Annotated in this window: 24 protein-coding genes and 1 tRNA gene; 15 read left to right on the forward strand and 10 right to left on the reverse strand. The window is 68.1% G+C overall.

The window, feature by feature from the left end:
- Positions 1 to 8 precede the first annotated feature (8 nt).
- Positions 9 to 1,616, forward strand: a complete 1,608-nt coding sequence (locus ACZ6IE_RS04855; RefSeq protein ID WP_464607023.1) for an NAD(P)/FAD-dependent oxidoreductase — start codon at positions 9 to 11, stop codon at positions 1,614 to 1,616.
- A 57-nt stretch (positions 1,617 to 1,673) separates the two neighbouring features.
- Positions 1,674 to 1,750, forward strand: a tRNA-Leu gene (locus ACZ6IE_RS04860).
- A 22-nt stretch (positions 1,751 to 1,772) separates the two neighbouring features.
- On the opposite strand, the gene ACZ6IE_RS04865 is transcribed toward ACZ6IE_RS04860, so the two are convergent.
- Positions 1,773 to 3,185, reverse strand: coding sequence for an aminopeptidase P family protein (locus ACZ6IE_RS04865; protein ID WP_464607024.1), 1,413 nt, complete (start codon positions 3,183 to 3,185; stop codon positions 1,773 to 1,775).
- Between the two features lie 182 nt (positions 3,186 to 3,367).
- Between ACZ6IE_RS04865 and ACZ6IE_RS04870 the strand changes: the two genes are divergently transcribed.
- Positions 3,368 to 3,745, forward strand: coding sequence for a hypothetical protein (locus ACZ6IE_RS04870; RefSeq protein ID WP_464607025.1), 378 nt, complete (start codon positions 3,368 to 3,370; stop codon positions 3,743 to 3,745).
- A gap of 10 nt (positions 3,746 to 3,755) precedes the next feature.
- On the opposite strand, the gene ACZ6IE_RS04875 is transcribed toward ACZ6IE_RS04870, so the two are convergent.
- Entirely contained in the window at positions 3,756 to 4,337 is a 582-nt protein-coding gene (locus ACZ6IE_RS04875) for an Lrp/AsnC family transcriptional regulator (RefSeq protein ID WP_445997335.1), read from the reverse strand.
- A gap of 175 nt (positions 4,338 to 4,512) precedes the next feature.
- Between ACZ6IE_RS04875 and ACZ6IE_RS04880 the strand changes: the two genes are divergently transcribed.
- Genes ACZ6IE_RS04880 through ACZ6IE_RS04900 form a run of 5 tightly spaced genes read left to right on the forward strand, consistent with a single transcriptional unit; the run spans position 4,513 to position 9,652 of the window.
- Positions 4,513 to 6,096 carry an ABC transporter substrate-binding protein gene (locus ACZ6IE_RS04880; RefSeq protein WP_464607026.1) on the forward strand — a complete coding sequence of 528 codons (1,584 nt, stop codon included), beginning with the start codon at positions 4,513 to 4,515 and terminating at the stop codon, positions 6,094 to 6,096.
- The gene (locus ACZ6IE_RS04885; RefSeq protein WP_445997337.1) at positions 6,080 to 7,150 is read left to right on the forward strand and encodes an ABC transporter permease; all 1,071 of its coding nucleotides are present in this window, start codon (positions 6,080 to 6,082) and stop codon (positions 7,148 to 7,150) included. Before ACZ6IE_RS04880 ends, ACZ6IE_RS04885 begins: the two co-directional genes overlap by 17 nt.
- Entirely contained in the window at positions 7,147 to 8,028 is an 882-nt protein-coding gene (locus ACZ6IE_RS04890) for an ABC transporter permease (RefSeq protein WP_077053622.1), read from the forward strand. The genes ACZ6IE_RS04885 and ACZ6IE_RS04890 overlap by 4 nt, the downstream gene beginning before the upstream one ends.
- On the forward strand, positions 8,025 to 8,879 hold the full coding sequence (locus ACZ6IE_RS04895; protein ID WP_464607027.1) for an ABC transporter ATP-binding protein: 855 nt from the start codon (positions 8,025 to 8,027) through the stop codon (positions 8,877 to 8,879). Before ACZ6IE_RS04890 ends, ACZ6IE_RS04895 begins: the two co-directional genes overlap by 4 nt.
- Entirely contained in the window at positions 8,876 to 9,652 is a 777-nt protein-coding gene (locus tag ACZ6IE_RS04900) for an ABC transporter ATP-binding protein (protein ID WP_464607028.1), read from the forward strand. The genes ACZ6IE_RS04895 and ACZ6IE_RS04900 overlap by 4 nt, the downstream gene beginning before the upstream one ends.
- On the opposite strand, the gene ACZ6IE_RS04905 is transcribed toward ACZ6IE_RS04900, so the two are convergent.
- The 3 genes from ACZ6IE_RS04905 to ACZ6IE_RS04915 form a co-directional block, all read right to left on the reverse strand.
- Complete coding sequence (locus ACZ6IE_RS04905; RefSeq protein WP_464607029.1) at positions 9,649 to 9,819, reverse strand: hypothetical protein; 171 nt, start codon at positions 9,817 to 9,819, stop codon at positions 9,649 to 9,651. The two genes, ACZ6IE_RS04900 and ACZ6IE_RS04905, sit on opposite strands and share 4 nt — an antisense overlap.
- Positions 9,820 to 10,003: 184 nt before the next feature.
- Entirely contained in the window at positions 10,004 to 11,554 is a 1,551-nt protein-coding gene (locus ACZ6IE_RS04910) for a carboxypeptidase regulatory-like domain-containing protein (protein WP_464607030.1), read from the reverse strand.
- Between the two features lie 106 nt (positions 11,555 to 11,660).
- The gene (locus ACZ6IE_RS04915; RefSeq protein ID WP_464607031.1) at positions 11,661 to 13,427 is read right to left on the reverse strand and encodes a bifunctional 3'-5' exonuclease/DNA polymerase; all 1,767 of its coding nucleotides are present in this window, start codon (positions 13,425 to 13,427) and stop codon (positions 11,661 to 11,663) included.
- 81 nt (positions 13,428 to 13,508) lie between these two features.
- On the opposite strand from ACZ6IE_RS04915, the gene ACZ6IE_RS04920 reads away from it, so the two are divergent.
- A complete protein-coding gene (locus tag ACZ6IE_RS04920) occupies positions 13,509 to 13,814 on the forward strand; it encodes a rhodanese-like domain-containing protein (RefSeq protein WP_464607032.1) in 306 nt (101 codons plus the stop codon).
- 75 nt (positions 13,815 to 13,889) lie between these two features.
- On the opposite strand, the gene ACZ6IE_RS04925 is transcribed toward ACZ6IE_RS04920, so the two are convergent.
- On the reverse strand, positions 13,890 to 16,082 hold the full coding sequence (locus tag ACZ6IE_RS04925; protein WP_464607033.1) for a hypothetical protein: 2,193 nt from the start codon (positions 16,080 to 16,082) through the stop codon (positions 13,890 to 13,892).
- Between the two features lie 232 nt (positions 16,083 to 16,314).
- Here ACZ6IE_RS04925 and ACZ6IE_RS04930 point away from each other — a divergent pair, with 232 nt between their 5' ends.
- Together ACZ6IE_RS04930 and ACZ6IE_RS04935 are read left to right on the forward strand one after the other, a co-directional pair.
- Positions 16,315 to 16,881, forward strand: coding sequence for a LemA family protein (locus tag ACZ6IE_RS04930; protein ID WP_077053616.1), 567 nt, complete (start codon positions 16,315 to 16,317; stop codon positions 16,879 to 16,881).
- A 37-nt stretch (positions 16,882 to 16,918) separates the two neighbouring features.
- Positions 16,919 to 17,803 (forward strand): M48 family metalloprotease, encoded by an 885-nt coding sequence (locus ACZ6IE_RS04935; RefSeq protein WP_445997343.1) that lies wholly within the window; start codon positions 16,919 to 16,921, stop codon positions 17,801 to 17,803.
- A gap of 273 nt (positions 17,804 to 18,076) precedes the next feature.
- On the opposite strand, the gene ACZ6IE_RS04940 is transcribed toward ACZ6IE_RS04935, so the two are convergent.
- The gene (locus tag ACZ6IE_RS04940) at positions 18,077 to 19,672 is read right to left on the reverse strand and encodes a hypothetical protein (protein ID WP_464607034.1); all 1,596 of its coding nucleotides are present in this window, start codon (positions 19,670 to 19,672) and stop codon (positions 18,077 to 18,079) included.
- 136 nt (positions 19,673 to 19,808) lie between these two features.
- Positions 19,809 to 21,029 carry a winged helix-turn-helix domain-containing protein gene (locus ACZ6IE_RS04945; RefSeq protein ID WP_464607035.1) on the reverse strand — a complete coding sequence of 407 codons (1,221 nt, stop codon included), beginning with the start codon at positions 21,027 to 21,029 and terminating at the stop codon, positions 19,809 to 19,811.
- Positions 21,030 to 21,146: 117 nt separating this feature from the next.
- On the opposite strand from ACZ6IE_RS04945, the gene ACZ6IE_RS04950 reads away from it, so the two are divergent.
- Entirely contained in the window at positions 21,147 to 22,394 is a 1,248-nt protein-coding gene (locus ACZ6IE_RS04950; RefSeq protein ID WP_464607036.1) for an AI-2E family transporter, read from the forward strand.
- Positions 22,391 to 23,728: a threonine ammonia-lyase gene (gene ilvA / locus ACZ6IE_RS04955; protein ID WP_464607037.1), complete on the forward strand. Its 1,338-nt coding sequence runs from the start codon at positions 22,391 to 22,393 to the stop codon at positions 23,726 to 23,728. Before ACZ6IE_RS04950 ends, ilvA begins: the two co-directional genes overlap by 4 nt.
- Positions 23,729 to 24,458: 730 nt before the next feature.
- Here ilvA and greA read toward each other — a convergent pair.
- Positions 24,459 to 24,950, reverse strand: a complete 492-nt coding sequence (greA, locus tag ACZ6IE_RS04960) for a transcription elongation factor GreA (protein ID WP_077053611.1) — start codon at positions 24,948 to 24,950, stop codon at positions 24,459 to 24,461.
- 75 nt (positions 24,951 to 25,025) lie between these two features.
- The gene (locus tag ACZ6IE_RS04965; RefSeq protein ID WP_464607038.1) at positions 25,026 to 25,628 is read right to left on the reverse strand and encodes a DUF4307 domain-containing protein; all 603 of its coding nucleotides are present in this window, start codon (positions 25,626 to 25,628) and stop codon (positions 25,026 to 25,028) included.
- Positions 25,629 to 25,721: 93 nt separating this feature from the next.
- On the opposite strand from ACZ6IE_RS04965, the gene mca reads away from it, so the two are divergent.
- Together mca and ACZ6IE_RS04975 are read left to right on the forward strand one after the other, a co-directional pair.
- Complete coding sequence (gene mca, locus ACZ6IE_RS04970; RefSeq protein ID WP_464607039.1) at positions 25,722 to 26,573, forward strand: mycothiol conjugate amidase Mca; 852 nt, start codon at positions 25,722 to 25,724, stop codon at positions 26,571 to 26,573.
- Complete coding sequence (locus tag ACZ6IE_RS04975; RefSeq protein ID WP_464607040.1) at positions 26,570 to 26,944, forward strand: hypothetical protein; 375 nt, start codon at positions 26,570 to 26,572, stop codon at positions 26,942 to 26,944. Before mca ends, ACZ6IE_RS04975 begins: the two co-directional genes overlap by 4 nt.
- Positions 26,945 to 26,949 lie beyond the last annotated feature (5 nt).

The following is a 26,949-nucleotide window of genomic DNA, read 5'->3' on the forward strand; positions in this document are numbered from 1 at the left end:
TTTCCAACGTGCCCAAAATCCTGATTGTCGGCGGAGGTTACGCCGGCTTCTACACTGCCTGGAAGCTCGAGAAGCACCTGCGCAAGGGTGAAGCCGAAGTGACCATGGTCGACCCGCTTCCCTACATGACCTACCAGCCGTTCCTGCCGGAGGTCGCTTCCGGTTCGATCGAGCCCCGCCACGCGGTCGTGTCCCACCGACGCCACCTCAACCACACCAAGGTCATCACGGCCAAGGTCACCTACGTGAACCACGCCGAGAAGAAGGCGACCATCCAGCCGCCCCTCGGCGAGGCCTACGACTTCGAATACGACCAGGTCATCGTCACGGCCGGTGCCGTCTCGCGCACCTTCCCGATCCCGGGTGTCGCCGACGAGGCCATCGGCCTCAAGACCATCGAAGAGGCCGTCGCCATCCGCGACCGCGTGCTCGACAACTTCGACAAGGCCGCACAGCTGCCCGCGGGCCCCGAGCGCGACCGTCTGCTCACGTTCGTCGTCGTCGGCGGTGGCTTCGCCGGTATCGAGGTGTTCGCCGAACTGCGTTCGTTCGCGTCGGCGCTCATCGAGTACTACCCGCAGATCGACTTCGAAGACACGCACTTCCACCTCATCGAAGCCATGGGCCGCATCATGCCCGAGGTCTCGCTGAAGACCAGCCACTGGGTGCTCAAAAACCTGGCCGAGCGCGGCGCCAACGTGCACCTCGACACGCAGCTGAAGAGCGCCGTCGACGGCACCATCGAGCTGTCAACGGGAGAGTCGTTCGAGTCCGACCTCATCGTCTGGACCGCCGGCGTCATGGCCAACCCCCAGATCGTGCGCAACACCGACCTCCCGATCGAAGAGCGCGGCCGCCTCGTGGCCCGCGCCGACCTGCGCATCGGCACCGACGACGAGTTCATCCCGAACGCCTGGACCGCCGGTGACGTCGCAGCCGTCCCCGACATCACGGGTGGAGGCGTCGGCGGCTTCTGCGTGCCCAACGCCCAGCACGCCGTCCGTCAGGGCAAGCTGCTCGCGAAGAACGTCGTCGCCGACCTGCGCGGCGAACAGCCCCAGAAGTACTCGCACGAGAACCTGGGCGCCGTCGCGGGCCTCGGCATCGGCGTGGGTGTCTTCCAGTCCGGCAAGATCGCCATCAAGGGTGTTCCCGCCTGGCTCGCACACCGTGGCTACCACGGTCTGGCCATGCCCAGCTGGGAGCGCAAGCTGCGCGTCATCGGCGGATGGGTCGGCAACTTCTTCCTCGGTCGCGACATCGCCGGCATCTCCGCCGTGCAGACGCCGCGCGCCGTGTTCGAGCAGTTCGCCTCGCGTCCGAAGCCCGCCGCGGCGGCCCCGGCCGAGCCTGCTCAGAAGCCCATCCCGGCCTCCTACTCGTCGTCGCCGTCCACCGACGCCGCCTCGGGTGCCGCCAACACGGCCCCGTCCGACTCCGAGGCTCCCTCGCAGTCGAGCACCGACGCGGCCGGCACGTCCGCCGAGCCCGTGAAGGCTCCCGCCAAGAAGGCGCCGGCTAAGAAGGCTCCCGCCAAGAAGGCCGACGCCCCGGTGGAAGACCCCACTCCGGCCGACGTCCCGACGGGAACCACCACCCCGGCCGAGACGAAGTAACCTCAGCAGTACGTCGAAGAGCCCGTCCCGGCATCCGGGCGGGCTCTTCGCGCACCAGCCCCCATAGCCCAATCGGCAGAGGCAGGCGACTTAAAATCGCTTCAGTCAGGGTTCGAGTCCCTGTGGGGGCACCACCTACCGGTCAGTCCAACCGGGTCAGCCGCGCATCCAGGTTTCGATGCCCGGGGCGTCGATGGGGAGCGCGCGCGAGAGGATGTCCTGGCCCGATGATGTGACCAGCAGGTCGTCCTCGAGGCGCACGCCGATGCCGCGCAGCTCCGGCGGGACCGTGAGGTCGTTGGCATGGAAGTAGAGGCCCGGCTCGACCGTGAGGACGGCGCCCGGCTGCAGCGGTTCGTGCAGGTAGCGTTCGTCGCCGATCTTCGCGCAGTCGTGCACGTCGAGGCCCAGGTGGTGCCCCGTGCCGCTCGGCAGGTAGCGGCGGTGCTGCTGGCCGCCCGGCGACATGGCCTCGTCGACCGAGACCGTGAGGATGCCGAGCTCGTGCAGCGACGTGGCGATGGACTCGTAGGCGGTGTTGCGCATGTCGAGGAACGTTTTGCCCGGGGCGACCTGGGCCATGGCGGCGCGGTGGGCGCGCTCCACGTGGTCGTGCACGAGGCGTTGCGCCGGGGAGAACGTGCCGCCGGCGGGGAACGAGCGCGTGACATCCGCGGTGTAGAGCGTGCGGGCTTCGACGCCCGCATCGATGAGGATGACGTGGTCGGCGAGAACCGGGCCGTCGCAGCGCGTCCAGTGCAGGGTGGGGGCGTGTGGGCCGCTGCCGATGATGGTCGAATAGCCGACGCCGTTGCCGAAGGTGCGGGCGTGGCGTTCGAAGGTGGACTGCAGCCAGCGTTCGCCGCCGAACGATAGAGCCGAGGGTAGCTCACGGATGACGGAGCGGAAGCCCTCCACGGTGGCGTCGACGGCCGCGCGCAGCTGGCTGACCTCCCAGCCGTCCTTGACGAGTTTGGCGGCGGAGAGGGCCATCAGCAGCTCACCGGACTCTCGGACGCGCGTTGCCGTGCGGGGCTCGGGTGCGCCGGCGCCGAGGGAATCAGCGGGAAGAGCGTCGAGAGCCCGGTCGAGCAGGTCGAGCGAGCGCACCTCGATGCCGAGCGCCGCGGACCAGTCGGCGAGCCCCGCGACGGGCCCGATCCACAGTTCGCCGCGCAGGGCATCGCCATAGAACACCTCGTCGCCCGGCGGGGCGGGCTCGGGGATGAAGAGCGTGGCGTCGTGTCCGGTGCCCGCGGGCGTCATGACCAGCACGGCACCCTCGGCCTGGCAGGAGGTCAACCACACGAAGTCGCTGTCAGCGCGGAACGGGTACTCGGTGTCGTTCGCCCGCACGGCCGACCGGCCGGACGTCACAACCAGCGTGCGCCCCGCGAACTGAGCGCTCAGTGCGGCTCGGTGGCCCGCCGCCGACTCCGCGGCCCCCTCGACCAGATCGACGTGTCGGTCGACCGGTCCCCAATCGGCCGCCATATAGGAGCGGAACGCGTCGGTGTCGGGCAACGGCTGGGTGCGGGGATCGCGAAACGCGAACGGTTCGGCAGACATGCTGCCAGTAAGACATCCGGGCGGCACGGTCGTCAAGTCGCTGCACAGACGTTCGGCGATTCATCCGCGGCGGCGCCCGATTCTCGAAAATTCGTCCCGGGCGGATGATCCCGGCCATCCGATCGGCGGACGGATCGCGGCGCGGTTGACAGCCGTTCGAGCCGATCTCCACAATGAGCGTCATGACAGGAACGAACCTCCCCGACACCACCGACACCCTCGCGATCGATCTCGACCGCCGCGTCTTCGACATGGTCTCGTCGACCGCCAGTGCGGTGGATGCCAGCGCACCGACGCGCTTCGTCTATCACGAGAAGTCCGGGGTGCTGTGGGGGGAGTACATCGGCGACACCGTCTCGGTCGGACGATTCTGCGGTGTGCGCCACGACGCCCGCATCGACGTGAACTTCGTGCACCGCGGCCACGACGACAACACGACGACGGGGGCGGCGACATCCGTCATCTCGCGCGACACCGACGGCACGCTGTTGCTCACCGAGGAGTTCCGCACCCCCGATGGGCAGCTTCACGTCAGTGTGTGCCGCGAGGTCACTGTCTAGAAGAACCGAGCTACCGCCCTCGGCGTTCCGGCACGCGAGGCGCCCGCTCGGGCACCCGTTGCGCGCGCTCGTCACTCGTGCGCACGAACCGGGTCATGCCGAACCGCTCGCCCGAATCCTCGACCGACGTGCGGCTCGACCGCGCCATACGCAGCGACACCTGTGCCCGCTCCTCGTCCATGACGAACACGGTCGTCGTCGCCTTGATCGAGGGCCACTGCGCCAGCTGCGTGGCGACAAGTTCGTGGATGGCGGCCACATCGGGCGCCCGCACGAGCATCATGCCGTCGTGCTCGCCCGTCGTCACCGCGAAGTACTCGAGCTCCTGCACCGACGACAACCGCGCCCGGAAATCGGCCCACTGACTCTGCCGCAGGGTGATGAACACCATGGCCGCGACCCCGAGACCGACAGCGGATGGCTCCACCTCGGCGTGCACGCCCTTCACTACGCCCGATCGCAACAACGCCTCGTATCGGGCATAGGCGTTGGAGCGCGAGATGCCCAGGTGTTCGGCGAGGGCCGCGACGGACATGCGGCCGTCCTCGCGCAGCAGCTCCAGCATCCGAACGTGCGTGTCATCCAATTGCATCGTCTTCTCCATTTGTCCAGACGGGAGGGTGCTCGGGGTGAGTGTTTGAGAGGTTATGGCATCGCCGCACGAATTTCGAGACATTTTTTCCGTACGTTGCAATCTGTAATTGACGAATGATCGGCAAACACACTACTTTCAGCCCTATCCTTCCAACCAGATAAGGAGCACCACCTTGTCACCAATCTCCCGCCGCGCTACCCGACGCGGCACTGCAGCGGTCGGCCTCGTCGTCGCCGCCGCTCTCGCCCTCACAGCCTGCTCCGCGGGCGGCACCGAAAACGCCGCCTCCGGAAAATCCCTCGTCGTCGACGCCTCGTTCGACCTGAAGACCGCCGACCCCAACCGCGAATACGAGACCACGGGCTCGATCGTCGCGAAGGCGCTGTACGAAACGCTCCTCACCTTCGACGGTGACGACGTGACGAAGCCCGTCGACGGACTCGCCAGCTACGAGATGAACGCCGACAACACGGTGCTCACCCTGACCATGAAGGACGGCAAGAAGTTCTCCGACGGCACCGACGTGACCGTCGACGACGCCGTGTTCTCGCTGCAGCGCGTGCAGGGCGTGAAGGGTAACCCCTCGTTCCTGCTCGACGGCATCACGATCGAGAAGACCTCGGACACGACCCTGACCCTGACGTCGGCGACCCCCAACCCGGCGCTGCCGTTCATCCTGCCGAACCCCGCCCTCGGCGTGGTCAACCAGGAGATCGTCGAGAAGAACGGCGGCAGCACCTCGGCCGACGACGACGCCGAAGCGTTCCTGAACAAGGAATCGGCTGGTTCTGGCCCCTACAAGCTGGAGTCCTTCGACGCCGCCTCGCAGGTGGTCTTCACGGCCAACCCCGAATACACGGGAACCAAGCCGGCCTACGAGCGCGTCGTGCTGCGCAACGTGCAGGGCCCCACGCAGAAGCTCAACGTCGAGGCCGGTGACTCGCAGGTCGCCCTCGACCTGAACCCCGACCAGGTCGCCGAGCTCGACGACTCGAAGGTCTCGATCATCGCGAACCCCTCGCGTTACATGATCTTCCTGCTGCTGAACCAGGACCCGTCCGTCTCGAAGATCACGAGCAACCCCAAGTTCCTCGAGGCCGTCAAGCTCGGCATCGACTACGACAAGATCGTCGACCTCTCGGGTGAGGGTTCTGTGCGCCCCGGCGGATTCATCCCCTCGATCTTCAACGGTGCGCTCGACGCGAAGGACGGCAACCAGTTCGACGCCGACGCCGCGAAGGCCGCCCTCGCCGAATCCGGTTACGCCGGCGAGGCCGTCACGTTGAACTTCCCGAACGACATCACGGTGCAGGGCCTGTCGCTGCAGAGCATCGCCGAATCGGTGCAGGCGCAGCTGAAGAGCGTCGGCATCACCGTCACCCTCGCACCCGCGCCTGTCGCCACGGAGCTCGACTCCTACCGCGACGGCAAGGAGACCGTCGGCCTCTGGTACTGGGGCCCGGACTTCCCGGACCCGTCGAACTACCTGGCCTTCACGCCCGGTGAACTCGTCGGCCTGCGCGCCGGTTGGGCTGCCGGTGCCGACCCCACCGTGACCGACCTCGCCGCCGCCGCGATCGCCGCGACCGACACCGACGCGCGCGCCACCGCGTACCAGGACCTGCAGAAGGCCCAGAACGCGTCCGGCCCGTTCATCCCGCTGCTGCAGCCCGCACAGAACGTGGTCACCGCTACCACGATCAAGACGGTGCCGCTCAACCCCACCTGGACCGTCGATCTTGCCGGAATCCAGTAAAACCGCTCCGACGAAGAGCGCGCGAGCGGGTCTGCACCCGCTCGCGCGCTACCTCGGCATCCGCCTGGGCCTCACGGTCCTGCTGATGTTCGGGGTCACCCTCGTCACGTTCACGCTCACGAACCTCGTCCCCGCCGATCCCGTGCAAGCGGCGCTCGGCGAGCAGGCCGCGGCCGATCCCGCGATCGTCGCCCAGTTCCGCGAGAACGCCGGCCTCGACAAGCCCCTCCCCGTGCAATACGTCACGTATGTCACCAACTTGCTGCACGGCGATCTCGGCACGTCGCAGCAGACCCGCGGTGCCGTGGCGGATGAACTCGGCCGAGCTTTTCCCGCCACCGCCGAGCTCGCCCTCACCGCCATCGTCATCTCGATCGTCATCGGCGTGGGCCTCGGCATGTGGGCGGCCCTGAAGCGCCGCACCATCACCGACCAGATGATCCGTGTCGTGAGCCTCATCGGCATCTCGGTGCCGTCGTTCTGGCTCGCGCTCGTCGTCTACTTCGTCTTCTTCTCGCAGCTGCACTGGTTCCCCGGTTCGGGCCGGCTGTCGCCCGCGGCCATTCCACCGCCCACCGTCACGGGGCTGTTCACGGTCGACTCGCTGCTGGCCGGGCAGGTCGACACGTTCCTGGATGCCGTGGCTCACCTCATCCTGCCCGCCTCGGTGTTGGCGCTCTACACGATCGGCCTGCTCACGCGCTTCGCCCGCTCGGCCATCCTCGAGGTGCTCGACCTGGACTTCGTGCGCGCCGCCCGCGCCAAAGGCCTGCCCGGCCGCGTCGTCGTGACGCGCTATGTGTTGCGCGGCGCCCTCGTGCCCATCATCACGGTGCTGGGCGTCGCCTTCGGCTCGCTGCTGTCGGGCACCGTGCTCGTCGAGAAGGTCTACTCGTGGCACGGCCTCGGCGAGTACGCCTACTCGGCCGCCACCAAGCTCGACCTCCCCGCCATCATGGGCGTGGGCCTCGTCGTGGGCTTCGTCTACATCGGCCTCAACTTCCTGGTCGACGTGCTCTACGGCTTCATCGACCCGAGAGTGAGGGTGGCATGACCGACGTCCTGGCCGTTCAGACCAAGCGCCGCTCCCGTCTGCGCATCTCGAAGCAGTTGCGCACGCCGCTCGCCATCACGGGCGGCGTCATCGTGGCCTTCTGGCTGCTGGTCGCCGTGTTCGCGCCCCTCATCCGCCCGTTCGACCCGCTGGCGCAGGACTTCGACCGCCTGCAGGCACCGAGCGCCGCGCACTGGTTCGGCACCGACCAGGTGGGGCGCGACGTCCTGTCGCGCGTCATCAGCGGTGCGCAGGTGTCGATCCCGCTCGCCCTCATGCTCGTGATCTTCGCCATGCTCATCGGCTCGGTCTTGGGCGCCATCGCGGGCTACTTCGGCAAGGCGCTCGACGAGACCATCATGCGCATCGCCGACCTGGTGTTCGCGTTCCCGACCATCATCCTGGCCATGGTCATCGCCGCGTCGCTCGGGCCCAGCCTGACCAACGCCGTCATCGCCATGCTCATCGTGTCGTGGCCGGCCTATGCCCGGGTCACACGGTCGCTCGTGCTGGGTGCGCGCAACGCCGAATACGTGGTGGCCGGTCGCCTGCTCGGCAACGGCCCGTTCACGTCGCTCAGCAAGGACATCCTGCCGAACGTCGTGTCGCCCGTTGTCGTTCTCGCCACGCTCGACGTGGGCACGGCCATCCTGCTGCTCTCCGGCCTCTCCTTCCTGGGCCTCGGCGCCGTGCCGCCCACACCCGACTGGGGTGCCATGGTGTCGGATGGTGTGCAGAACTTCTCCTCGTGGTGGATCGCCGCATTCCCGGGCCTCGCCATTCTCACCGTCGTGCTCGCCTTCAACTTCTTGGGCGACGCGTTGCGGGACGCGCTCGACCCGCGCTCGCAGGAAGCCGTTCAGGGGAGGGCGCTGTGAGCGCATCCGGAATCACAATTCAAGGACTGACCCTCAGTTTCGGGCGGGGGGATGCCGAGAAGCAGATCCTGCGCGGCATCGACCTCGACGTGCCGGCCGGCCAGATCACGGGGCTTGCGGGCGAATCGGGCTCGGGCAAGACCATGACGGGGCTCGCCGTGTGCGGGCTGCTGCCCGCGGGCGCCAACGTGGGTGGAAGCATCCGCTTCGAGGGTGTCGAACTAACGCAGCTCAAGCAGCGGGCCATGAACGAATACCGCGGCGCCAAGATCGCCATGATCTTCCAAGACCCGACCGCGAGCCTGCACCCCATGCTCACGATCGAGGCGCAGCTGATCGACCACTATCGGCACCACACCGGTGCGTCGAAGAAGGCTGCGAAGCAGCGGGCGCTCGAGATGTTGGGCCTCGTGGCCGTGCCGAGTCCCGAGGCGGCCCTGCGCAAATACCCGCACCAGTTCTCGGGTGGGCAGTTGCAGCGCATCGCCATCGCGTCGGCGCTCATGTGCGAGCCGTCGGTGCTGATCGCCGACGAACCCACGACGGCGCTCGATGTGACGGTGCAGGCCGGAATCTTGCGGCTGCTGCGCACGCTGTGCGACGAACTCGGCATCGCGATCATCCTCGTCACGCACGACCTCGGCGTGATGTCGGCGCTGGCCGACACGATCGCGGTTATGCGCATGGGCGAGATCGTCGAGCACGGCTCACGGTTCCAGGTGATTACCGATCCGCAGCATCCCTATACGCGGGCGCTCATCGAGGCGCTGCCCGACGCAGCCGATGCGCCCCATGAAGCCGGTGCAGCGAATGCTCGGGATGCGGCACCTACCGAAGGCGGTCTGTCATGACTCTGCTCTCGCTCGACGACGTGCGCGTCACCTACAAGCTGCCCGGACGCGGCACCCTCAACGCCGTGGACGGGGTGAGCTTCGACCTCGAACCCCGTCAGGTGCTCGGCCTGGTGGGCGAATCCGGATGCGGCAAATCGACGTTGGCGCGCGCGGTCTGCGGCCTCGAACCCACGTCGGCCGGTTCGATCAGCTTCAACGGTCAGCGCATCGGCAAGCTCGGGCTGCGCAAACGCGACCCGGCGCTCATGCGCATCCAGATGGTGTTCCAGAACCCGTTCGCGTCGCTCAACCCGCGCCGCACGATCGGCAGCCAGATCGAGGACGGTCTGCGCGTGAACCCCGATCGCGATGCCTGGAATGTGCCGCAGCTGCTCGAACACGTCGAACTGGATGCCTCGAGCCGCGACCGCTACCCGCACCAGTTCTCGGGCGGTCAGCGTCAGCGCATCGCCATCGCGCGGGCCATCGCGGCCGGTCCCGAACTCTTGATCGGGGACGAGCCCATCGCCTCGCTCGACGCGTCGCTGCAGGCGCGGGTGGCGAAGCTCATGCGCAAGCTGGCGGTCGAGACGGGCGCGGCTCTGCTGTTCATCAGCCACGACCTGTCGGTGGTGCGCGTGATCGCCGACGACGTCGCGGTCATGAGCGCGGGCAAGATCGTCGAGCGCGGGCCCGTCGACAGCGTGTGGACGAACCCTCAGGATGCTTACACACAGCGTCTGCTCGCGGCCATCCCGGTCGTAGACGGCCTCGGACGCCTGCCGGGCTAGTCCGGCGGGATCAGCGACGCGATCGTGAACTCCTTGGTGGTGAACCGCCACCGGGTGCGCACCATGGTGACCCCCTGAGCGCGCAGCTCAGTGGCGAGGGAGTGGGTCAAACGCGGAGCGCCCGGTGCTCTCGTCCATCCGGAATCGGAGGAGTAGATGTCGGTCACCGTCGGCCGTGCCTGGGGGCTCCGATAACGTTTCGCAACAGCTGGCGGCGTCGAATCGGACACATCCTCAGATAACCGCATCCGGCGTCTTTCGCATACCCCCGGTTCGGGGCGGGAACGGCCGCCTCCGGAAGGACGGAACGCGGCACCACAGGGTGTGCGGCGCCACGTTCCGTCTGCAGGTCTAGCGTTCGGTACGGGCGTGGACGCGGCGGCGTCGAGCTGCCGCGGAGCCCGAGCCCAGGGCGAACAGGGCGCCAAGTCCGAGGAGGAGGCCAGCGGTGATCGTCAGACCGGGGAGGGTCTCAGCACCCGTCGCCGGCAACGAGCCGGATCCCGGTCGGCCACCGACGTTCCCGGGAGTGGGCGCACCGGTGGGGGCATCGGACGGACTCGGCACCGATGTCGGCGCGGCAGTCGCGGTGGGATCGGGCGTGGGCGTGGGCGTCGGGGTCGGCTCGGCGACGACGGCCGCGAGTCGGAAGGCGGGCACTGTGACCGCCGCTCCGGGGTCGTCGATGCTCACCGTCTGCGCCGCCGGACCGACGAACTCGAAGTCATCCGGTGCCGTCGCGGTTACCGTGTAATCGCCGACATCGAGGCCGGCGAAGTCGTAGGTGCCGTCAGCGTCGGTCGTCGTCGTGACGTCGGCGAGGGCTCCGTCGAGGTCGATGGTGACGTCGGGCACGGGCACGCCCTCCTCGTCGAGCACGGAACCGGCGATCGTTCCCGATGGCGCGACGACCGGGGGTGCGAGCTCGAAGTTCACGTTCGCGGCATCCTGCGTGGTGAGGTCGACACCGCGATTCATGGGTCCGTTCGCGGTCCAGCCGGCGGGCACCTCCACGGCGACGGTGTAACCGGGTGCCGCGGTGTAGCCGGGGAACGCGTAGGCCCCCGACGCGTCGGATGTCGTGGTCGCGACGGCATCACCGTTTGCATCGGTCAGGGTCAGCGTCGCCCCCGCGTAGGCCGAGCCGCCGTCGGCGGTCGAAGCGACGGACCCGCTGATGTCCCGGGCGAGTCCGGTGAACCAGGTCTGGAAGATCGGCAAACCGCTGCGGCTCGTGAAGGTGAAAGTGAGCGACTTGATGGCCGCCGTAGGCTCGAACCACCCGGCCGCGCCCGAGGTGTCCGAGGCGCCATCGTTGCCGGTGAGGGTCGCTGTCGCCGGGTCCCAGGTGGGCACATCGGTCGCGGCGCCGGTGCAGGATGGCTCACCCGCCCCGCTGTTCGAGCAGTAATTGAAGCCGCCCCGGTAGTTCAATTGAGCGGTCGGCACGGCGGCACCGGTCGCGGTTGTAGCGCTCACCCGCACGGCATCGGCGTCGATGTCGCCCAGCACGATGGCCCAGCCAGCGGTCGGCGTCGCGGCGTCGAAGGTGTACGTGGTGGTCGACGGGCCATTGGATGTCGTAGCGGGAAGGTTGAGGTACTCCTGGTTGCGCGACGTTCCGTATTTCGACCCCACAGGGGTCGTCGGCGAGAGCCATGTCGTGGCGCCTGACACGACTCCGGCGTTCCGGGTACCCGCGTCCGTCGCGATGGTCGCGTCCGGGAACGCCCCGAGGCCGAGGCTCAGCGCTCCGGTCTGCGCGCCGGCCGCGCCGGCGAGATCCGTGAAGTCGGCCCACCGTGTGGTCGTGGCCGCATCGGCCGGCAGGGCGGTCAGCCCCACCACGACGGCTGCTGCGGCGACGGTGGCCAGGGTGGTGGTCTTTTTCGAAATCCCCATGACGCGACCATAGGTGAGATTCGCTCGTCAAACGGGGGTCTTGCATCGCCTGCGACACTGGGTTATGAGGCGTCAGCGGACACCATGATGGGATTGTGGCCAGCCGTCACTTCGCCTCGGCGTAGTTGTCGGCGATCGCCACCTCGAGCGCGAAGTCGATGGGGAAGCCGCCGAACAGCAGTCGGCCGGCCTCGGCGGCGGATTCGCGCACGGCTCTCGCGACCTCGTCGGCTACCGCGGCGGGCGCGTGCACCATGACTTCGTCGTGCAGGAAGAACACGAGCTGCGGCGTTCCCGCGGCCGTGCGCAGCGAGCGCAGACGCAACCGCAGCCCCGCCATCCAGCACATGGCCCACTCGGCCGCCGTGCCCTGCGCCACGAAGTTGCGCGTGAAGCGGCCCCAATCGCGAGCCACCTGGCGGGCGCGTTTCTCGTCGGCGGGGGAGGTGCCTTCCTGCCCGATGAGTCGCGTGACTTCACGCCACTCGTCCGAGGGCAGCGGCGAGCTGCGCCCCAGCCATGTGCTCACCTGCTCGCCCGCCTCGCCGGCCCGTGCGGCCGCCTCGACGAGCCCCGTGGCCTTCGGGTAGGCCTTGAGCAGGCGCGGCATGAGTCGCGCGCTCTCGCCCGACGTCGCGCCGTAGAGGGCGCCCAGCATGGCGAGCTTCGCGTGCGGCCGGGTGTCGACGACGCCCGCGTCGACGAGGCCTTGATACAGGTCGCGTTCGCGTCCGGCGTCGGCCATCGCCGTATCGCGGGACATGGCCGCGATGATGCGCGGCTCGAGCTGGGCCGCGTCGGCGACGATCAGCTTCCAGCCGTCGTCGGCTTGCACGGCCGAACGGATCTGTGCGGGCAGTTGCAGCGCCCCGCCTCCCGAGGTTGCCCAGCGGCCCGTCACGACGCCGCCCACCACATAGTCGGGGTGGAACCGGCCGTCGCGCACCCACGCATCCATCCAGGCCCAGCCGTTGGCGCCCAGCAGTCGAGACATCTTCTTGTAACGCAGCAGGGGCTCGATGACCGGATGCGTGAGCTCGCCCAGCTCCCATTTGCTCGTCGAGGTCACGCCGAGGCCCGCCTGCCGCAGCGCCCGCAACAGCTCGGGCTGCGAATCGGGGTTCAGCTGGGGCGCGCCGAGCAGCCCCCGGATCTCGTCGGCCAGTCGTTCGAGCTTCTCGGGTCGCCCAGCGTGAGTGGGTCGAGAACCGAGGATGTCTGTCAATTGTCGATCGTGCACATCGGCCCGCCACGGCACACCGCTGTGGCGCATCTCGGCGGCGATGAGTGCGCCCGTCGACTCGGCGACGAGGAGCAACCGCAGGCGCCCCGGTTCTGAGCTCGACGCCAGCGCCTCGAGTTGCCGCTGCAACTCGTCGAGCGCCGACAGCCCGGAGTCTGCCGGGGCCTCGTCGTCGAGCAGGCCGTCGAAGAGCGTCTCACCCCGGGTCGGGCGCACGAAGGCGGGCGGGGCGTCCCAGGCATCTAGCGGGGACGCGCGAAGACGGCTGGTGCGCGTCGAGACGGCGCGGCGCAGAATGGTGCGACACAGGCGCAAGTCCCAGGCACGTTCGACGAGCACGCCGTGTTGCAGCAACTCGCCATACCAAACCGACGTGTCGTCCCAGACCCAGCGGGGCCGGGCGGCGCCTGAGCTCGCGTCGCGCTTCTGGGCGCCGCGAGCACTCGTATCAGCACCGGCTTCCGAATCCACATCGATCGCCGCGGCCGCATCGGCAACGCGCTCGCGTCGGTCGACCTCGCGCGCCACCTCGTCGGCGGCGAGGGTCATGCTGTCGAGCACGGCTCCCGAGTCGTCGACCTCGGTGAGGCGCGCCGAACCGCCGGGCAGGCGATCGAGCACGAGGAACATCCCCCTATTCTCGCCGCAGCCACCGACATCCGTCGCCATGGCCCCCTGATCGCCGGGCCGAGAGCGTGACAGGATGGACACATGAAGGAGATCACCCCCAGCGACCTGCAGGCCATCGACAGCCCCCGCATCATCGACGTGCGCGAGGACGACGAGTGGGCCGAGGCGCATGTCGACGGCACCACGCACGTGCCCATGAGCACGCTCACCGAGAACCTCGACAAGATCCCGGATGACTCCACGGTCTACGTGCTGTGCCACTCGGGCGGTCGCAGCGCGCGCGTCACCGACTACCTCGAGCAGCAGGGCTACGACGCCGTCAACATCGTGGGTGGCATCACGGGCTGGCACCAGAGCGGCCTGCCCGTCGTCTTCGGCGACCGCTAAACAGTCCGACCAGAAACCAGCCCGGCTAAGCCCCAGCCCGGCTAGACGTTCGGCCCGGCTAGACGTTCAGCCCGCTCAGCGCAACGCGGGCTGAATGTAGCGCCGCCACAACCACAGCGACAGCGAGACGGCACCGAACCCCGCGGCCAGGAGAACGGCGACCGAAGCGGCCACTCCACCTTGCCAGCTGTCGATCACGGGCCCGAGCTGCAGGAACAGCGCCGTGAACATCATGAGCGTCACGACCATCCAGAGCGGCTTCGACCACGAGTAGATCGCCCGCCCGCTGAGCTGCCCCAGCGGGATGAGCATGATGGCCGCCGATCCGACGCCGGCCATGGCCGTGATGCCGGCGATCTCCGACCCCAGCGCACCCCAGAACCCGGACGGCTGACCGATCAGGCCGGTAGTGACCCATCCGACCACACCCACCGAGAACACGGCGGCGATGCGGGCGAGGGCCACTTTGCCCCGCAGCTCGGCACCGATCACGCTCACGAGGCTGACGGTGAAGACGAGCCCGAACAGGATGGCGGGTTGCAATTCGAGCACGCGCGACAGGGCGGATGCCGCGGCGACGGCGATCAGATAGCGCGGCGCGAGTTTGATGGTGGCGGGCCCGGCCTTCCACCACCGCGCGAGCACGACGGGCACGAGCGTTCCGGCGGCGTTCACGAGAAGTAGCGCGATCACCGAGGCGAGAAGCAGCCGCAGGTAGCCGGGCTGGCCCTCGATGGGGTTGGCGAGCATCACGAGGATGGCCGTCATGACGATGCCGAAGGCTCCGGTCACCCACACGCCGGGACTCGGCAGCTCGGGCGCGCGGTCGAATTCGGCGGCCGAGCGGTTGCGCCCGGTGAAGTGGGAGATGCCGTGCCCGTGACGCCTGACGGGCGAGATGCGCGCGGCGACGATGTTCGCGAGCAGTCGGGCCGGCACGAGCAGCAGCGCAATGGCTCCGGCGGCCAGCGCGACGGCGCGCCACCAGTCCGCGGTGAACAGCACACCGGATGTGGGTTGCAGCGCGTTCGTGAAGGGCGTGCTTTCGGCCCAGGTGCCGCCGTCCTCCTGCAGCCCGCCGCCACCGCCAGGGGGAGTGGCTCCGTCGCTGGGCGTCTGTTCGGGGGTGGCGGGCGCGGGCGCGGGGGTTGCGGTCGACCCGGGTGCAGGCGCTGCCGTGGGCGCGGGGGTCTTCGTGCCCGGCGCCTGAGGGGCGCTGCCGGGTGTGCCCGGCGTCGTCGGCGTACCAGCCGACCCGGATGCCGCGCCATAGTTCACGCTCACGGGAATGCTCGAGGCCGGCAGGTTCTTCCCGTCGGTCTGCAGTGCGATGAGGGTGGCGACGCCCGAGGGCATACCCGCCCCCGAACAGCTCCAGCGCCCGCCCGACACGGTCGCCGTGCACACGAGTCGCTCGCCCTGCTCGTTGCCGGCGTTGACCATCACGGTGAGCCCGTTTTTTCCCGTGCCCGAGTAGGTGGCGCCGGCGGGCGACACGTTCTGCCCGTTGGTCGGCGACGTGATGGTCGGTGCGGGGATGCTCTCGATCTCGACCTGAATGGGCACGCTGGCGCTCGGCCGGGACGAGGCGCCCCCCGGCGTGAACGCTTGCGTCGCCTGAACGCTGTAGGTGCCCGACGGCGTCGAATCGGGGATGGTGGCACCCCACGTGCCGCCATTCGTGACGGTCGTCGTGGCGAACTCGTTGCCGTTCGAGGCCACGGTCACGGTGGCGCCCGGGTAGCCCGTGCCGCTGATCGGCCCGGGCGTCGTCCCGCTTTGCGCGTTCACGGTGGGCGGCATGAGCGCCTGGATGGCCACGGAAGCGCGCTGGTTCTCGGCCTGACCGCCGCCGTATTGCACGGCCGTGAGCACGAACTGCCTGGCGCTCTGCGACACCGGCACCACGCAGTCGAACGTCGTTCCCGCATCGCCCGAAACCTGGCAGAGACTGTCCTGCCCAGGTCCCGCAAGAATCTGGATGCTCGTGCCCGACGCCTTGGTGCCCTGCACGCGCACGTTCGTGCCGTTGACGAAAGTGCCCGGCGCGGGAGACGTGATGGTGGGTGCCGGCAGCGGGGCGGGGGACGTGGCCGGAGGCGCGGGGCTGGGCGTCGACTCGGCGAAGGCCGCGGAGGTGCCGGTGAGTACCGAAGCGCCCGTCAGCACGATCAACGCGGCAAGAGCGACCCCGAGAATCCCACGAAAGCGAGAGGATTTCGCATCCTGCGCCTGCCCGGGGATCGCCGAGTTCGCCTCAGACGACACAGACGACTGCGCCCGGGCTTGTGCTGCTCGGTTGATACGTGAAATCCCCACCACATACCATTTAGCCCGGCCATCCCGGATTCCCGCAACCCACTCGCCGCCTTTGGACGTATTTCCCAGCCCGCCCGGTCTTTCTGCCCCAGCTGAAACACAGCCGACACTCGGACAGGGGCCAGTAGGATTGCCCATACCCGCACCTTTTTCTGCCTCACTACTTTTAGGAGCCCAGGCCATGGAATGGCTCATCCCGGTACTCATCGTCGTCGCCCTGGTCGCTGTGATCGGCATCTACTTCTGGGTCACCTACAACTCCCTCGTCACCCTCAACGTTCGCGTCGACGAGGCCTGGAGCGACATCACGGTTCAGCTGAAACGCCGTGCCGACCTCATCCCGAACATCATCGAAGCCGTGAAGGGCTATGCCGCCCACGAGAAGTCGGTGTTCGAGAACGTGACGAAGGCCCGCGCAGAGACGCTCGGCGCCGCCAGCCCTGCTGAGGCATCCGTTGCCGAGAACCACATGCAGCAGGCTCTGAAGTCGATCTTTGCCGTGGCCGAGGCATACCCGCAGCTGCAGGCGTCGCAGAACTACCTGCAGTTGCAGGGCGAGCTGGTCGACACCGAAGACAAGATCCAGGCGTCTCGCCGGTTCTACAACGGTGGCGTGCGCGAGCTCAACACCAAGATCAAGGTGTTCCCCAACAACCTGTTCGCCAAGAACCTCGGCTTCTCTGAGCGCGAGTTCTTCGAGGTCACCGACAGCGCGGCCATCGCAGAGCCTCCGCGCGTGCAGTTCTAGTCGCGGCATCCGGCCCGCCCTGATCGACGAGGTCTAGATGTATCGCGCAATAGCTAAGAACAAACGCAACACGGTCTTCATCATCGTGTTCTTCCTGCTGATCATCGGCGGGCTGGGCTGGCTCGCCGGCTATATCTACAACAGCCCGACGATCGTGATCTTCACGATCCTGGGTGCCTCCGCCTACGCGCTGTTCCAGTACTTCTTCGCCGCCAAGCAGGCCCTCGCGGTGTCGGGCGCGCAAGAGATCGAGAAGCGCGACAACCCACGGCTCTATCGCATCGTCGAAAACCTGTCGATCGCCACGGGCACGCCGATGCCCAAGGTCTACATCATCAACGACCCGGCGCCCAACGCGTTCGCCACGGGTCGCGACCCGCAGCACGCCTCGGTTGCGGCCACCACGGGTCTGCTCGACCTGATGACAGACCCCGAGCTCGAGGGCGTCATGGCGCACGAGCTGGGCCACGTGCGCAACTACGACATCCGCGTGTCGATGGTGGTCTTCGGGCTCGTCGTCGCCGTGGGTTTCATCTCGGACATGTTCCTGCGCATGGCGTTCTTCGGCGGCAACCGCAACAACAACAATGGCGGCGGCAACCCGGTCATCATGATCGTGGGCCTCGTCGCCATGCTCGTGGCGCCCCTCGTGGCCACGGTCGTGCAGCTGGCGATCTCGCGTCAGCGCGAGTATCTGGCCGACGCAACGGGCGCCCTCACGACACGCCACCCCGAAGCGCTCGCCAGCGCGCTGCAGAAGCTCGCAGCCTACGGTCGACCCATGCAGAAGCAGAACAGCTCGATGGCGCACCTGTGGATCGCCGACCCCATGAAGCCGGGCGTCATGGATCGTCTCTTCGCCACGCACCCGCCCATCCCCGACCGGGTCGAGCGTCTGCGCACCATGGGCGGCGGCTTCTAAACCTGCTGACTCGTCGTCCAGCCATGCAGCGCAGACCGGCCAGATGACACGGAGCCGAGATGTGTTCGGTCGAAGGGGTCGTTTGCTGGGCCCATATCTCGTGCCCTGGGCCAGGCCATACGGTGTGGGCTGATCGTCGGGCACGCCCACCGGGCGGAGGTACTTCTCGCCGGTCTTGTCTTCCGCGCAGACGACGAAGGGGCGGTCCGAACCTCTCGGTTCGAACCGCCCCTTTTCCGTTCCCGGCGAGCCGCGTCTCAGCGTCCTGTCGGTTTAGTAGAACTCGAGCGTGACCTTCTCGTCGGCGTCGATGCTGATCTTGCCGGAGGGGCCCCAGTCGTCCGAGCCGTATTCGACCGTTCCTGCGGAGCCGTCGAACTTGGTGCCGTTGACGGTGGCGCCCACGTCGCCCTCGCCGGACTCGAAGTAGCGTCCGTTCTCGTCGACCGTCACGGTCGGGTAGGTGTTGACCTTGTAGGCGACGCTCGACACCGAGGAGAAGTCGAGGTAGGTGGGGATGCGCAGTCCGCAGCCCTCGGGGTTGGTGTCCGTCGAGGCGACACACTCGTCGAGGTGCGCGTTGACTTCCTTCTGCACGGCGTCCGTGAGGGCCTTCGTCGGCTTCAGGCCGAGCTCGATGCCCTCGTAGTTCGCCTTACCGCCCGTGCCGGCCGTGAAGGTCTGCGCGTCGGCTTCGAAGAGGTCGCCCTCGGGAGCGCCGATGTCGTAGACGGCGGGGTAGGCCTGGATGCTGCCCTTGTCGGTGAAGTCCACCGTGGTGCCGTTGACGCTGGCCTTGGTGTTCGTCGACGAGTACATGTAGATCGTGGACAGCAGCGGCTTGTCGATGGTCCACTTGCCGTCGTCCTTGCTCAGGTCGAGCGTGGCGTCGTAGGTGCGACCGTCGAGCACGTAGGTGATCGAGGCGTAGGCGCTGTCGCGGCTCGAAGAGATGCGCGAGACCTTGGGCTTCGAGATGAACTCGGGCGATTCGCGCAGCACGTCGTCGGTGAGAAGAACGGTCTCTTCTTCGCCGAGACCCGGGTCGACCAGCTTGTTGGCTTCTTCGGCCTTGCCCTCGCTGATCGCGGTGAGGTAGTTGCGCACGAGCGCCTCGGGGCCGTTGTTCGCGCCCACGACGACAGCCGCCACGATGCCGCCGATCGCGAGCAGTAGCACGACTGCCGCGGCGATCACGCTGAGCAGGATGACGCGCTTCTTCTTCTTGGGATCCATGCGCGGCTTCTGGGGGCCGGGGCCACCTGCCGGGAAGTACGCGGCGCCGTACCCGGGCTGTCCGGGCTGTCCGGGCTGCCCCGGCTGACCGGCATACGGTCCGGGCTGTCCGGCACCGTAAGGAGGCTGACCGGGCTGACCGGGCTGACCCTGACCGGGCTGACCCTGGCCGGGCTGAGCGCCATACGGCGGCTGAGGCTGGCCGGCGCCGTAGGGAGGCTGACCCTGACCGGACGGGCCTGCGCCGTAGGGCGGCTGAGGCTGCGACTGCGAAGGGTCGGTCTGGCCCGCGCCGTAGGGAGCGGAGCCGGACGGGCCCTGCTGCCCGGACTGGCCCTGCTGGCCGGAACCGTAGGAACCCTGGCCCTGCTGGCCGGACCCGTACGCGGCTTGTCCGTCGTGGCCGGCGCCGTAGGGAGCCTGCCCCTGCTGGTTCGCGCCGGAGGCCTGCTGGCCGTGCTGCTGCGCACCGTAGCCCTGCTGGCCCTGCTGGCCGGCAACCGGCGGCACGAAGGGCTGCTGCCCCTGCGGCGGGATGGGCGGGGGCGTCGAGCCGGCGTGCTGTTCGCCGTTCTCGGGCCGGTGGGTGTTCTCGTTCTGCCCCTGCTGGTCGGGGCGCTCTTCGTCTGCCATGGCAATCACTCGTCCTCAGTGTTCGGTGCGTCGTGGCAAACGTAGCAGTTTTCGGACCCCTGAAAGAGGGTAAGAAGCCCGAAAACACGCGGATGTCATGGGCACTTCTCCCCATCCGCCACTCGGTACAGACGCTTTAGTGCGTGAGCGCGTCTCCGAGGGCTGCTCGCAACTCGCTGCTGAGCGTTCCTCGGTCGCGCACCGAGATCTTTTCGAGTCCCTGCCACTCGGCGGCGCGTCGGAGCAATGCCGCGAGCTTCTCGGCGGTCTCGGGCGGTGCGGATGGCTCGCGCCACGCCGATTGCACGAGCAACGTCTTGCTCTGCCGGTCGTTCTTCAGGTCGACGCGCCCGGCGATGATGCCGTCGATCAGCACGGGCTGCACGTAGTAGCCGTGGACGCGCTTCGGCTCGGGGGTGTAGATCTCGATGCGGTAGTGGAAGTCGAAGAGCCGCAGGGCGCGACTGCGGGCCCAGACGACGGGGTCGAAGGGGGAGAGCAGTGCGTCGACATCCATGCGCCGCGGGCGCCGTGCGTCACGGTGCAGCCAGGCCGGACGCGGTTTGCCGCCCTGCGACCACCCCTCGACCGCGACGGGAAGCAGCTCGCCCGCGTCGACAAGGTCTCGGATGGCATCACGGGTGTCGGCCGATGGCAGGCGGAAGTAGTCGGCGATGTCGTCGAGCGTGCCGATGCCGTGGGCTCGGGCCGCGTGGCTGACGAGTTCTCGTATGGCATCCGGTTTCGCTACGACGCGGGAGGTGATGTCAGCGGGAAGGACTTGGGCGGGCAAGGCATAACGCCGCTCGAACCCCTTGCGGCCGGCAGACACGAGCTCGCCGCTGCGGAACAGCACCTCGAGCCCGCGCTTCACGTCGGACCACCCCCACCACGGCCCCTGACGCACATTGTCTTCGTGCTCGATGTCGCTCGCGGCACGCGGGCCTCCGCGGCCGATCTCGGCGAGCAGCCAGTCGAGCGTGGCGCGGTTCTCGCGCACCCAGCCGTCGGAGTCGGCCAGGGCGCGGTCGCGGTACCGATCCATGCGCCACTGGAAGAGCGGCAACATCTCGCGCCGCATGAACGTGGCTTCATGGCCCCAGTACTCGAGGTAGCGGGCGCGGGGTGCCAGCGTGATCGCGTCGAGCAACGACTTGTCGTAGGAACCCAGGCGCGCGAAGACGGGCAAGTAGTGGCTGCGCTCCCACACATTGACGGAGTCGATCTGCAAGACGCCGAGCCGGTCGAGCGTGCCGGTGAGCTGACGCGTGCCGACGCTCGCCGGCACCTCGCGCCCGAACCCCTGCGCGGCCAGCGCGATGCGGCGCGCGCTCGTGATCGACACCTTCTCGGTCATGCGCGCCCCTGTTCTCTCATGTGGGTCAGAGTATCGCCGGCCACCGACACGCGCGGCGGCCGTTCTGGGGCAAGCGGTATAGCCCCATGGGTATGGCCCTACTCCTAGACTTGAGCGATGAGCGACACGACGAAGAGCAGTTGGTGGCAGCGCCTGTTCCAGACCCCGTCCGACGAGCCCGTCGTCGTGATCGAAGACTCCGGTGTCGACGAGGACGCGGTGCCGCGCGGCATGCGCATCGCCGGGGCGTGGGGCTGGCGCATCCTGGTCATCGCGGGGGTCACGGCGCTCGCCGTCTTCCTCGTCATCCAGCTGCGGTTGATCGTCATCCCGCTGCTCATCGGTGTGCTCGTCGCGGCTCTGCTCACGCCGCTCGTCAACTTCCTGCACCGGCACAAGTGGCCGCGCGGTCTGGCCATCGCGGCCGCCGTGCTGGGCGCGCTCGTGGCGGTCTCGGGGTTGCTCGCGCTGGCCATCTGGCAGATCTCCCGTCAGTTCGGCGAGGTGCGCGACCGCACGGTGCAGTCCTTCGACGACCTCAAAGAGATGTTGCTGCAGTCGCCCCTGCATGTCACCGAGGCCGACATCAACGCGTGGATCCAGGGCCTCTTCGGGTCGATCCAACAAGACTCTCAAGTGCTCGTCAGCGGTGCGCTCTCGATCGGTTCGACGCTCGGCCACGTGGCGACGGGCCTGTTCCTGTCCCTCTTCTGCCTGCTCTTCATCCTGATCGACGGCCGGGGCATCTGGCGCTGGGTCGTGCGCCTCATGCCGCGCCGCGCCCGCAGCGCCGTCGACGGTGCCGGAACCGCCGGATGGTCGACGCTCACCAACTACGCCCGCACCCAGATTCTCGTCGCCACGATCGACGCCGCGGGCATCGGCATCGGAGCCTTCGCTCTGGGCGTGCCGCTCGCGGCCCCCATCGCCGTGCTCGTGTTCCTCGGTGCCTTCGTGCCGATCGTCGGCGCCGTGGTCACGGGGGCCGTCGCGGTGTTCATCGCCCTGGTTTACAACGGCTGGGCGATCGCGCTCTTCATGCTCGGCATCGTCCTGCTCGTGCAGCAGGTCGAGGGCCACGTGTTGCAGCCCCTCCTCATGGGCAGCGCCGTCAAGGTGCACCCGCTCGCCGTCGTGCTCGTCGTGGCCGGCGGCACTCTCTTAGCCGGCATCCCCGGCGCCCTCTTCGCGGTTCCGATCGCCGCCGTCATCAACGTGATGGTGCGCTACGTCGCGAGTGGGGTCTGGAAGACGCCGGGGCTATCTCCCCAGGTCGTCCCGGGCTCCGCGCTCTGGCAAACCGTTCCGCGGAACCCGCGCGTCGGGTCATCCGCTCGCAAGAAAGGCGCTCAGGCTCCCGAATGAGTGACACGCAAGATTCCCGCACCTATGTCGAAGACGAACTCGTGGCCGAATCGGTGGGGGGTGGGCTTTCCGAGGCCGCTTCCGATACCGGTTCCGCGTCCGAACGCGGTCTGATCGCCACGCTCGAGCAATTCGAGGCCGCCCGCGCCGTCGTCGCGAAGGTTGCTCAAGACACTCCGCTCGAATCATCCCGTTACCTCGCCGAGTTGCTCGGCCAGCCCGTCTACCTGAAATGCGAAAACCTGCAGCGCACGGGCTCCTACAAGATCCGCGGCGCCTACAACCGGATGTCGCAGCTCACCGCCGAGGAGCGTGCACGCGGTGTCGTGGCGGCGTCGGCGGGCAACCACGCCCAGGGTGTGGCGTTCGCGGCGCGCGAGCTCGGCATCCGTTCGACCATCTTCATGCCCATGGGCGTGCCCCTGCCGAAGCTGCAGGCCACCAAGAACTACGGCGCCGAGGTCGTGCTGGGGGGCACGGCCGTCGACGAGGCCCTGCGCGCGGCGGCCGCCTACGCCGAAGAGACGGGCGCCATCTTCATCCCGCCGTTCGACCACCCCGACATCATCGTGGGCCAGGGAACGCTGGGCCTCGAGATCTATGAGAGCGTGCCCGACCTCGAGACCATCGTCGTGCCGATCGGCGGCGGCGGGCTCATCGCGGGTGTCGCCGCGGCGGTCAAACAGAGGGCGGCCAAGGATGGTCGCGTCGTGCGCGTCATCGGTGTGCAAGCCCAGAACGCCGCCGCCTATCCGCCGTCGCTCGCCTCGGGGGAGCCGACCACCATCACGGTCAACCCGACCATCGCGGATGGCATCGCTGTCGGGCGCCCCGGAGCGTTGAACTTCGAGATCATCCGAGACTATGTCGACGAGGTCGTCACGGTCACCGAAGACGATATGGCCAAGGCCCTGCTGGTGCTGTTGGAGCGCGCCAAGATGGTCGTCGAGCCGGCCGGTGCGGCGGGTGTCGCGGCCGTGCTCGCGGGCAAAGTGACGGCTTCGGGGCCCACCGCCCTCATCCTCTCGGGCGGCAACATCGACCCCTTGCTCATGCAGCGCGTCATCGCACACGGCCTGGCGGCATCCGATCGCTACCTGACGCTGCGCATCCCGTTGCCCGACCGCCCGGGCCAGCTGGCGCGGACCTCGGAACTCGTCGCCGCCGCCAACGCCAACGTCATCGAGGTGCTGCACACGCGGCACGGGCACGGCCTGCAGATCGGCCAGGTCGAGCTCGAGTTGAGCGTCGAGACGCGCGATCCGCAGCACCGTCAGCACGTCGTCGACACGCTGCGCGCCGCGGGCTACGAACCACACATCCTCGAAGACTGAGCCCCGCCGGGTCATCCCCGCGAGGTCATCCTCGAGGACTTGAGACCCGCCCGGGTCATCCCCGCGGGTTCATCCTCGGGGACTTGAGCCCCGCGAGGTCACCAATCTCGCATCTGGGAAGTGCGAGCACCGTTCCGGTCGATGCTTCCGCGCGCCCTTCGTTTTGCCGCCCGCCCAGCAGTGTGGAGGCTCGAACAGCCGACGGCTGCGCGCTCGGCGGATCCGAGTTTCCCGATCTGCTCGGTACGGTCGACGCGCGCCGCGTTTCTGCTCCGGCAAGTGGCCGGCGTCAACACATCTGTGGGGGTTTGACTATTCCAGTTGGACTATTCCAGATGGAATAGTCCAAACGGAATATGCGAACGCGCAATCAAAGGTCGGCACGTCGACGCCGAAAGGGACCACGTCATGTCACGCTCGGGCCGCTCAAGGCCCTTGCCGCTGCGGGGCTGGCCGGGACGGGCAGGTAAGAGAGGCGAGCCGCAGGCGTGGCAGGCGGGCGTGGCAGGCCAGCGTGGCAGGCAGGCAGGCAGGCGTGGCAGGCAGGCAGGCGTGGCAGGCAGGCGTGGCAGGCAGGCAGGCAGGCAGGCGTGGCAGGCAGGCGTGGCAGCTCGGCGTACGCGATAGCCGGTCGTCGTGCCCGAGCACGCAAAAGGCCCCGGCGGCACCGGAGCCTTTTGGACGAGGGGAAAGGGGGAAAGGGGGAAAGTGGAGGAGAAGAGCGGGCCGGCTACTGGCCGGCGTAGGTCTCGACCTTCTCGATCTCGACCGAGATCTCTTTGCCGTTGGGGGCCGTGTAGCTCGTCTTCTCGCCGACCTTCAGGCCGAGGATGGCCTCGCCGAGCGGGCTCTTCTCGCTGTAGACGTCGAGGTCGCTGTTGGCGGCGATCTCGCGGTTGCCGAGCAGGAAGACCTCGCTGCCGCCCGCCACGTTTGCCGTGATGACGGTGCCGGGCTCGACGACACCCGACGATTCGGGGGTGACGCCCACCTTGGCGTCGCGCAACAGTGCCGTCAGGGTGCGGATGCGCGCCTCCTGCTTGCCCTGCTCGTCCTTGGCAGCGTGGTAGCCGCCGTTCTCCTTCAGGTCGCCCTCTTCGCGAGCCGCCTCGATGCGCTTGGCGATCTCTTCGCGACCCGTCGTCGACAGGCGATCGAGCTCGGCGTGCAAACGGTCGAACGCGTCCTGGGTGAGGAAGGTGACGTCGGTCTGATCGGCCACGAGGAACTCCTAACAGTAACGAACGCCCCGACGAAGGCCGGGGCGCTGGAAGTCAAAACGTATTAGCTGGTCAGTCTAGGCGAGCCAACAACGGTAGATCAACCCGGTGTTGCCGAGTTCTGTCGTCAAGACATCCGTCGTGAATTGGCGCGTGCGTTGCTCGGATGCCGGAATCTCGAGCACCTTCCAGCCCACGGGAGCGAACTCCTCGTTGAGCGCCTGCGCCACGCAGTTGATGGGGGTGCCGGGCTCGGCCGTGACCTCGAACGTGACCTGCACCTGATGCTCGTCGACAACCTTGTGCCCGATGTCGCGGGCCTCGAGCGCCGGCGCATTGCCGTCGAGCCCCGCCCACAGCACCCAGGCTGCGAACACGACGACGATGAGTCCGCCGAAGATCGCCAGCACGGTCTTCTCGCGCGAGCGTGTGCGGCGCCCGCGGCCATAGCGTTCGGCGATCGATTCGTTGCCGGCCGCGATGACGGGCTCGGGCAGCCGGGGACGTTCGGCGCCGACGGCACCGTCCTCGGCCGCGACGTCGTCCTCGACGACCAACCCGCGTCTGCCCCCAGTAGCGGGGATGTCGGAGGAGCGCGAACCCGTCGCGGGAACACCGCTGCCCGAACCCTGACGCCCCTGGCCGGGACGACGGCCGGACGGGCCCTCAACTTGTGACATCGGATCAGTCTCCACACGCGGAACGATTACGCTTGTCCTACAAGGCTATTGCCAAATGCTGAGAGTTGAGACCGCTTCGTGACCCTGCGAATGATGACCGTTCACGCCCACCCCGACGACGAATCGTCGAAGGGTGCCGCGACCGTGGCCTACTACCGTTCGCTCGGGCGGGAGGTGATGATCGTCAGCTGCACGGGAGGCGAGGCTGGAGACATCCTCAACCCGAACCTCGAACGCCAGGCCATGGCCGAACGCGACCTGCCGGGGCTGCGACGCCTCGAGATGGCGGCCGCGCAACAGGCACTCGGCGCGCAACACCGCTGGCTCGGCTACGTCGACTCCGGGATGGCCCGCGAAGACGGCTCGCTGCCCGCGAACTCGTTCGCCAGCATCCCGCTCGAGATCTCGCGCCAGCCGCTCGTCAAGCTGATCAGGGAGTTCAAGCCGCAGGTTCTCGTGACCTACGACGAGAACGGCGGCTACCCGCACCCCGACCACATCCGCACCCACCAGATCTCGGTCGCCGCCATCGAGGCCGCCGCCGACCCGACGCTCTACCCCGAGCTGGGCGAGCCGTGGAAGGTGACGAAACTCTATTACGACCGCATCTTCAACTACCCGCGCATGAAAGCCAACGTCGACGAGCTGCACCGCACCGACCCCGAGTCGCCTCTGCTCGAAGAACTGCAGGGCACGCTCGAGTGGATGAAGGACCGCCCCGACACGTCGACCACGCACGTTCCGGCTGGCGACTTCTTCGAGGTGCGCGACCAGGCCCTGCGCTCGCACGCCTGCCAGGTCTCGCCCGACAGCAACTTCTTCTTCTGGTCGAACGACCTGCAGCGGGCCGCCTGGCCGTACGAAGACTTCGAACTCGTCTGGTCGGATGTCGAAACCCTCGACTCCGAAACCGACCTGTTCACCGGAATCGAGGACACCGAATGACCCACGCCCTGACCGCCGCGATCCGGGATGCCGCATACACGGCCGTGAGCCCCACGCCCAGCCCGACCCCGACGCTCAAGGTCGACCCCGACCAGGTCACGCCCGGAATCTTCGGGTTCCTCGTGCCGTTCCTCGTCGTGGTCGTCGTGGTGTTGCTGATCGTGGACATGGTGCGCCGCATCCGTCGTGCCACCTATCGCGGCGAGATCGCCGAGCGCCTGGCCGACGAGGTCGCCGCGCGCGAGGAGGCCGAGCGCACGGGGCAGCCCTATGTGGCACCCGACGAGCGGTCGCACGCCAGCGACGAGAACGGTGGCCGCTCGACCGGCGAGGCCGACGACGACCGGTTCACCGACCCGCGCAACCGCTGAGTCGC

It is taken from the genome of Okibacterium sp. AC114 (assembly GCF_979253355.1).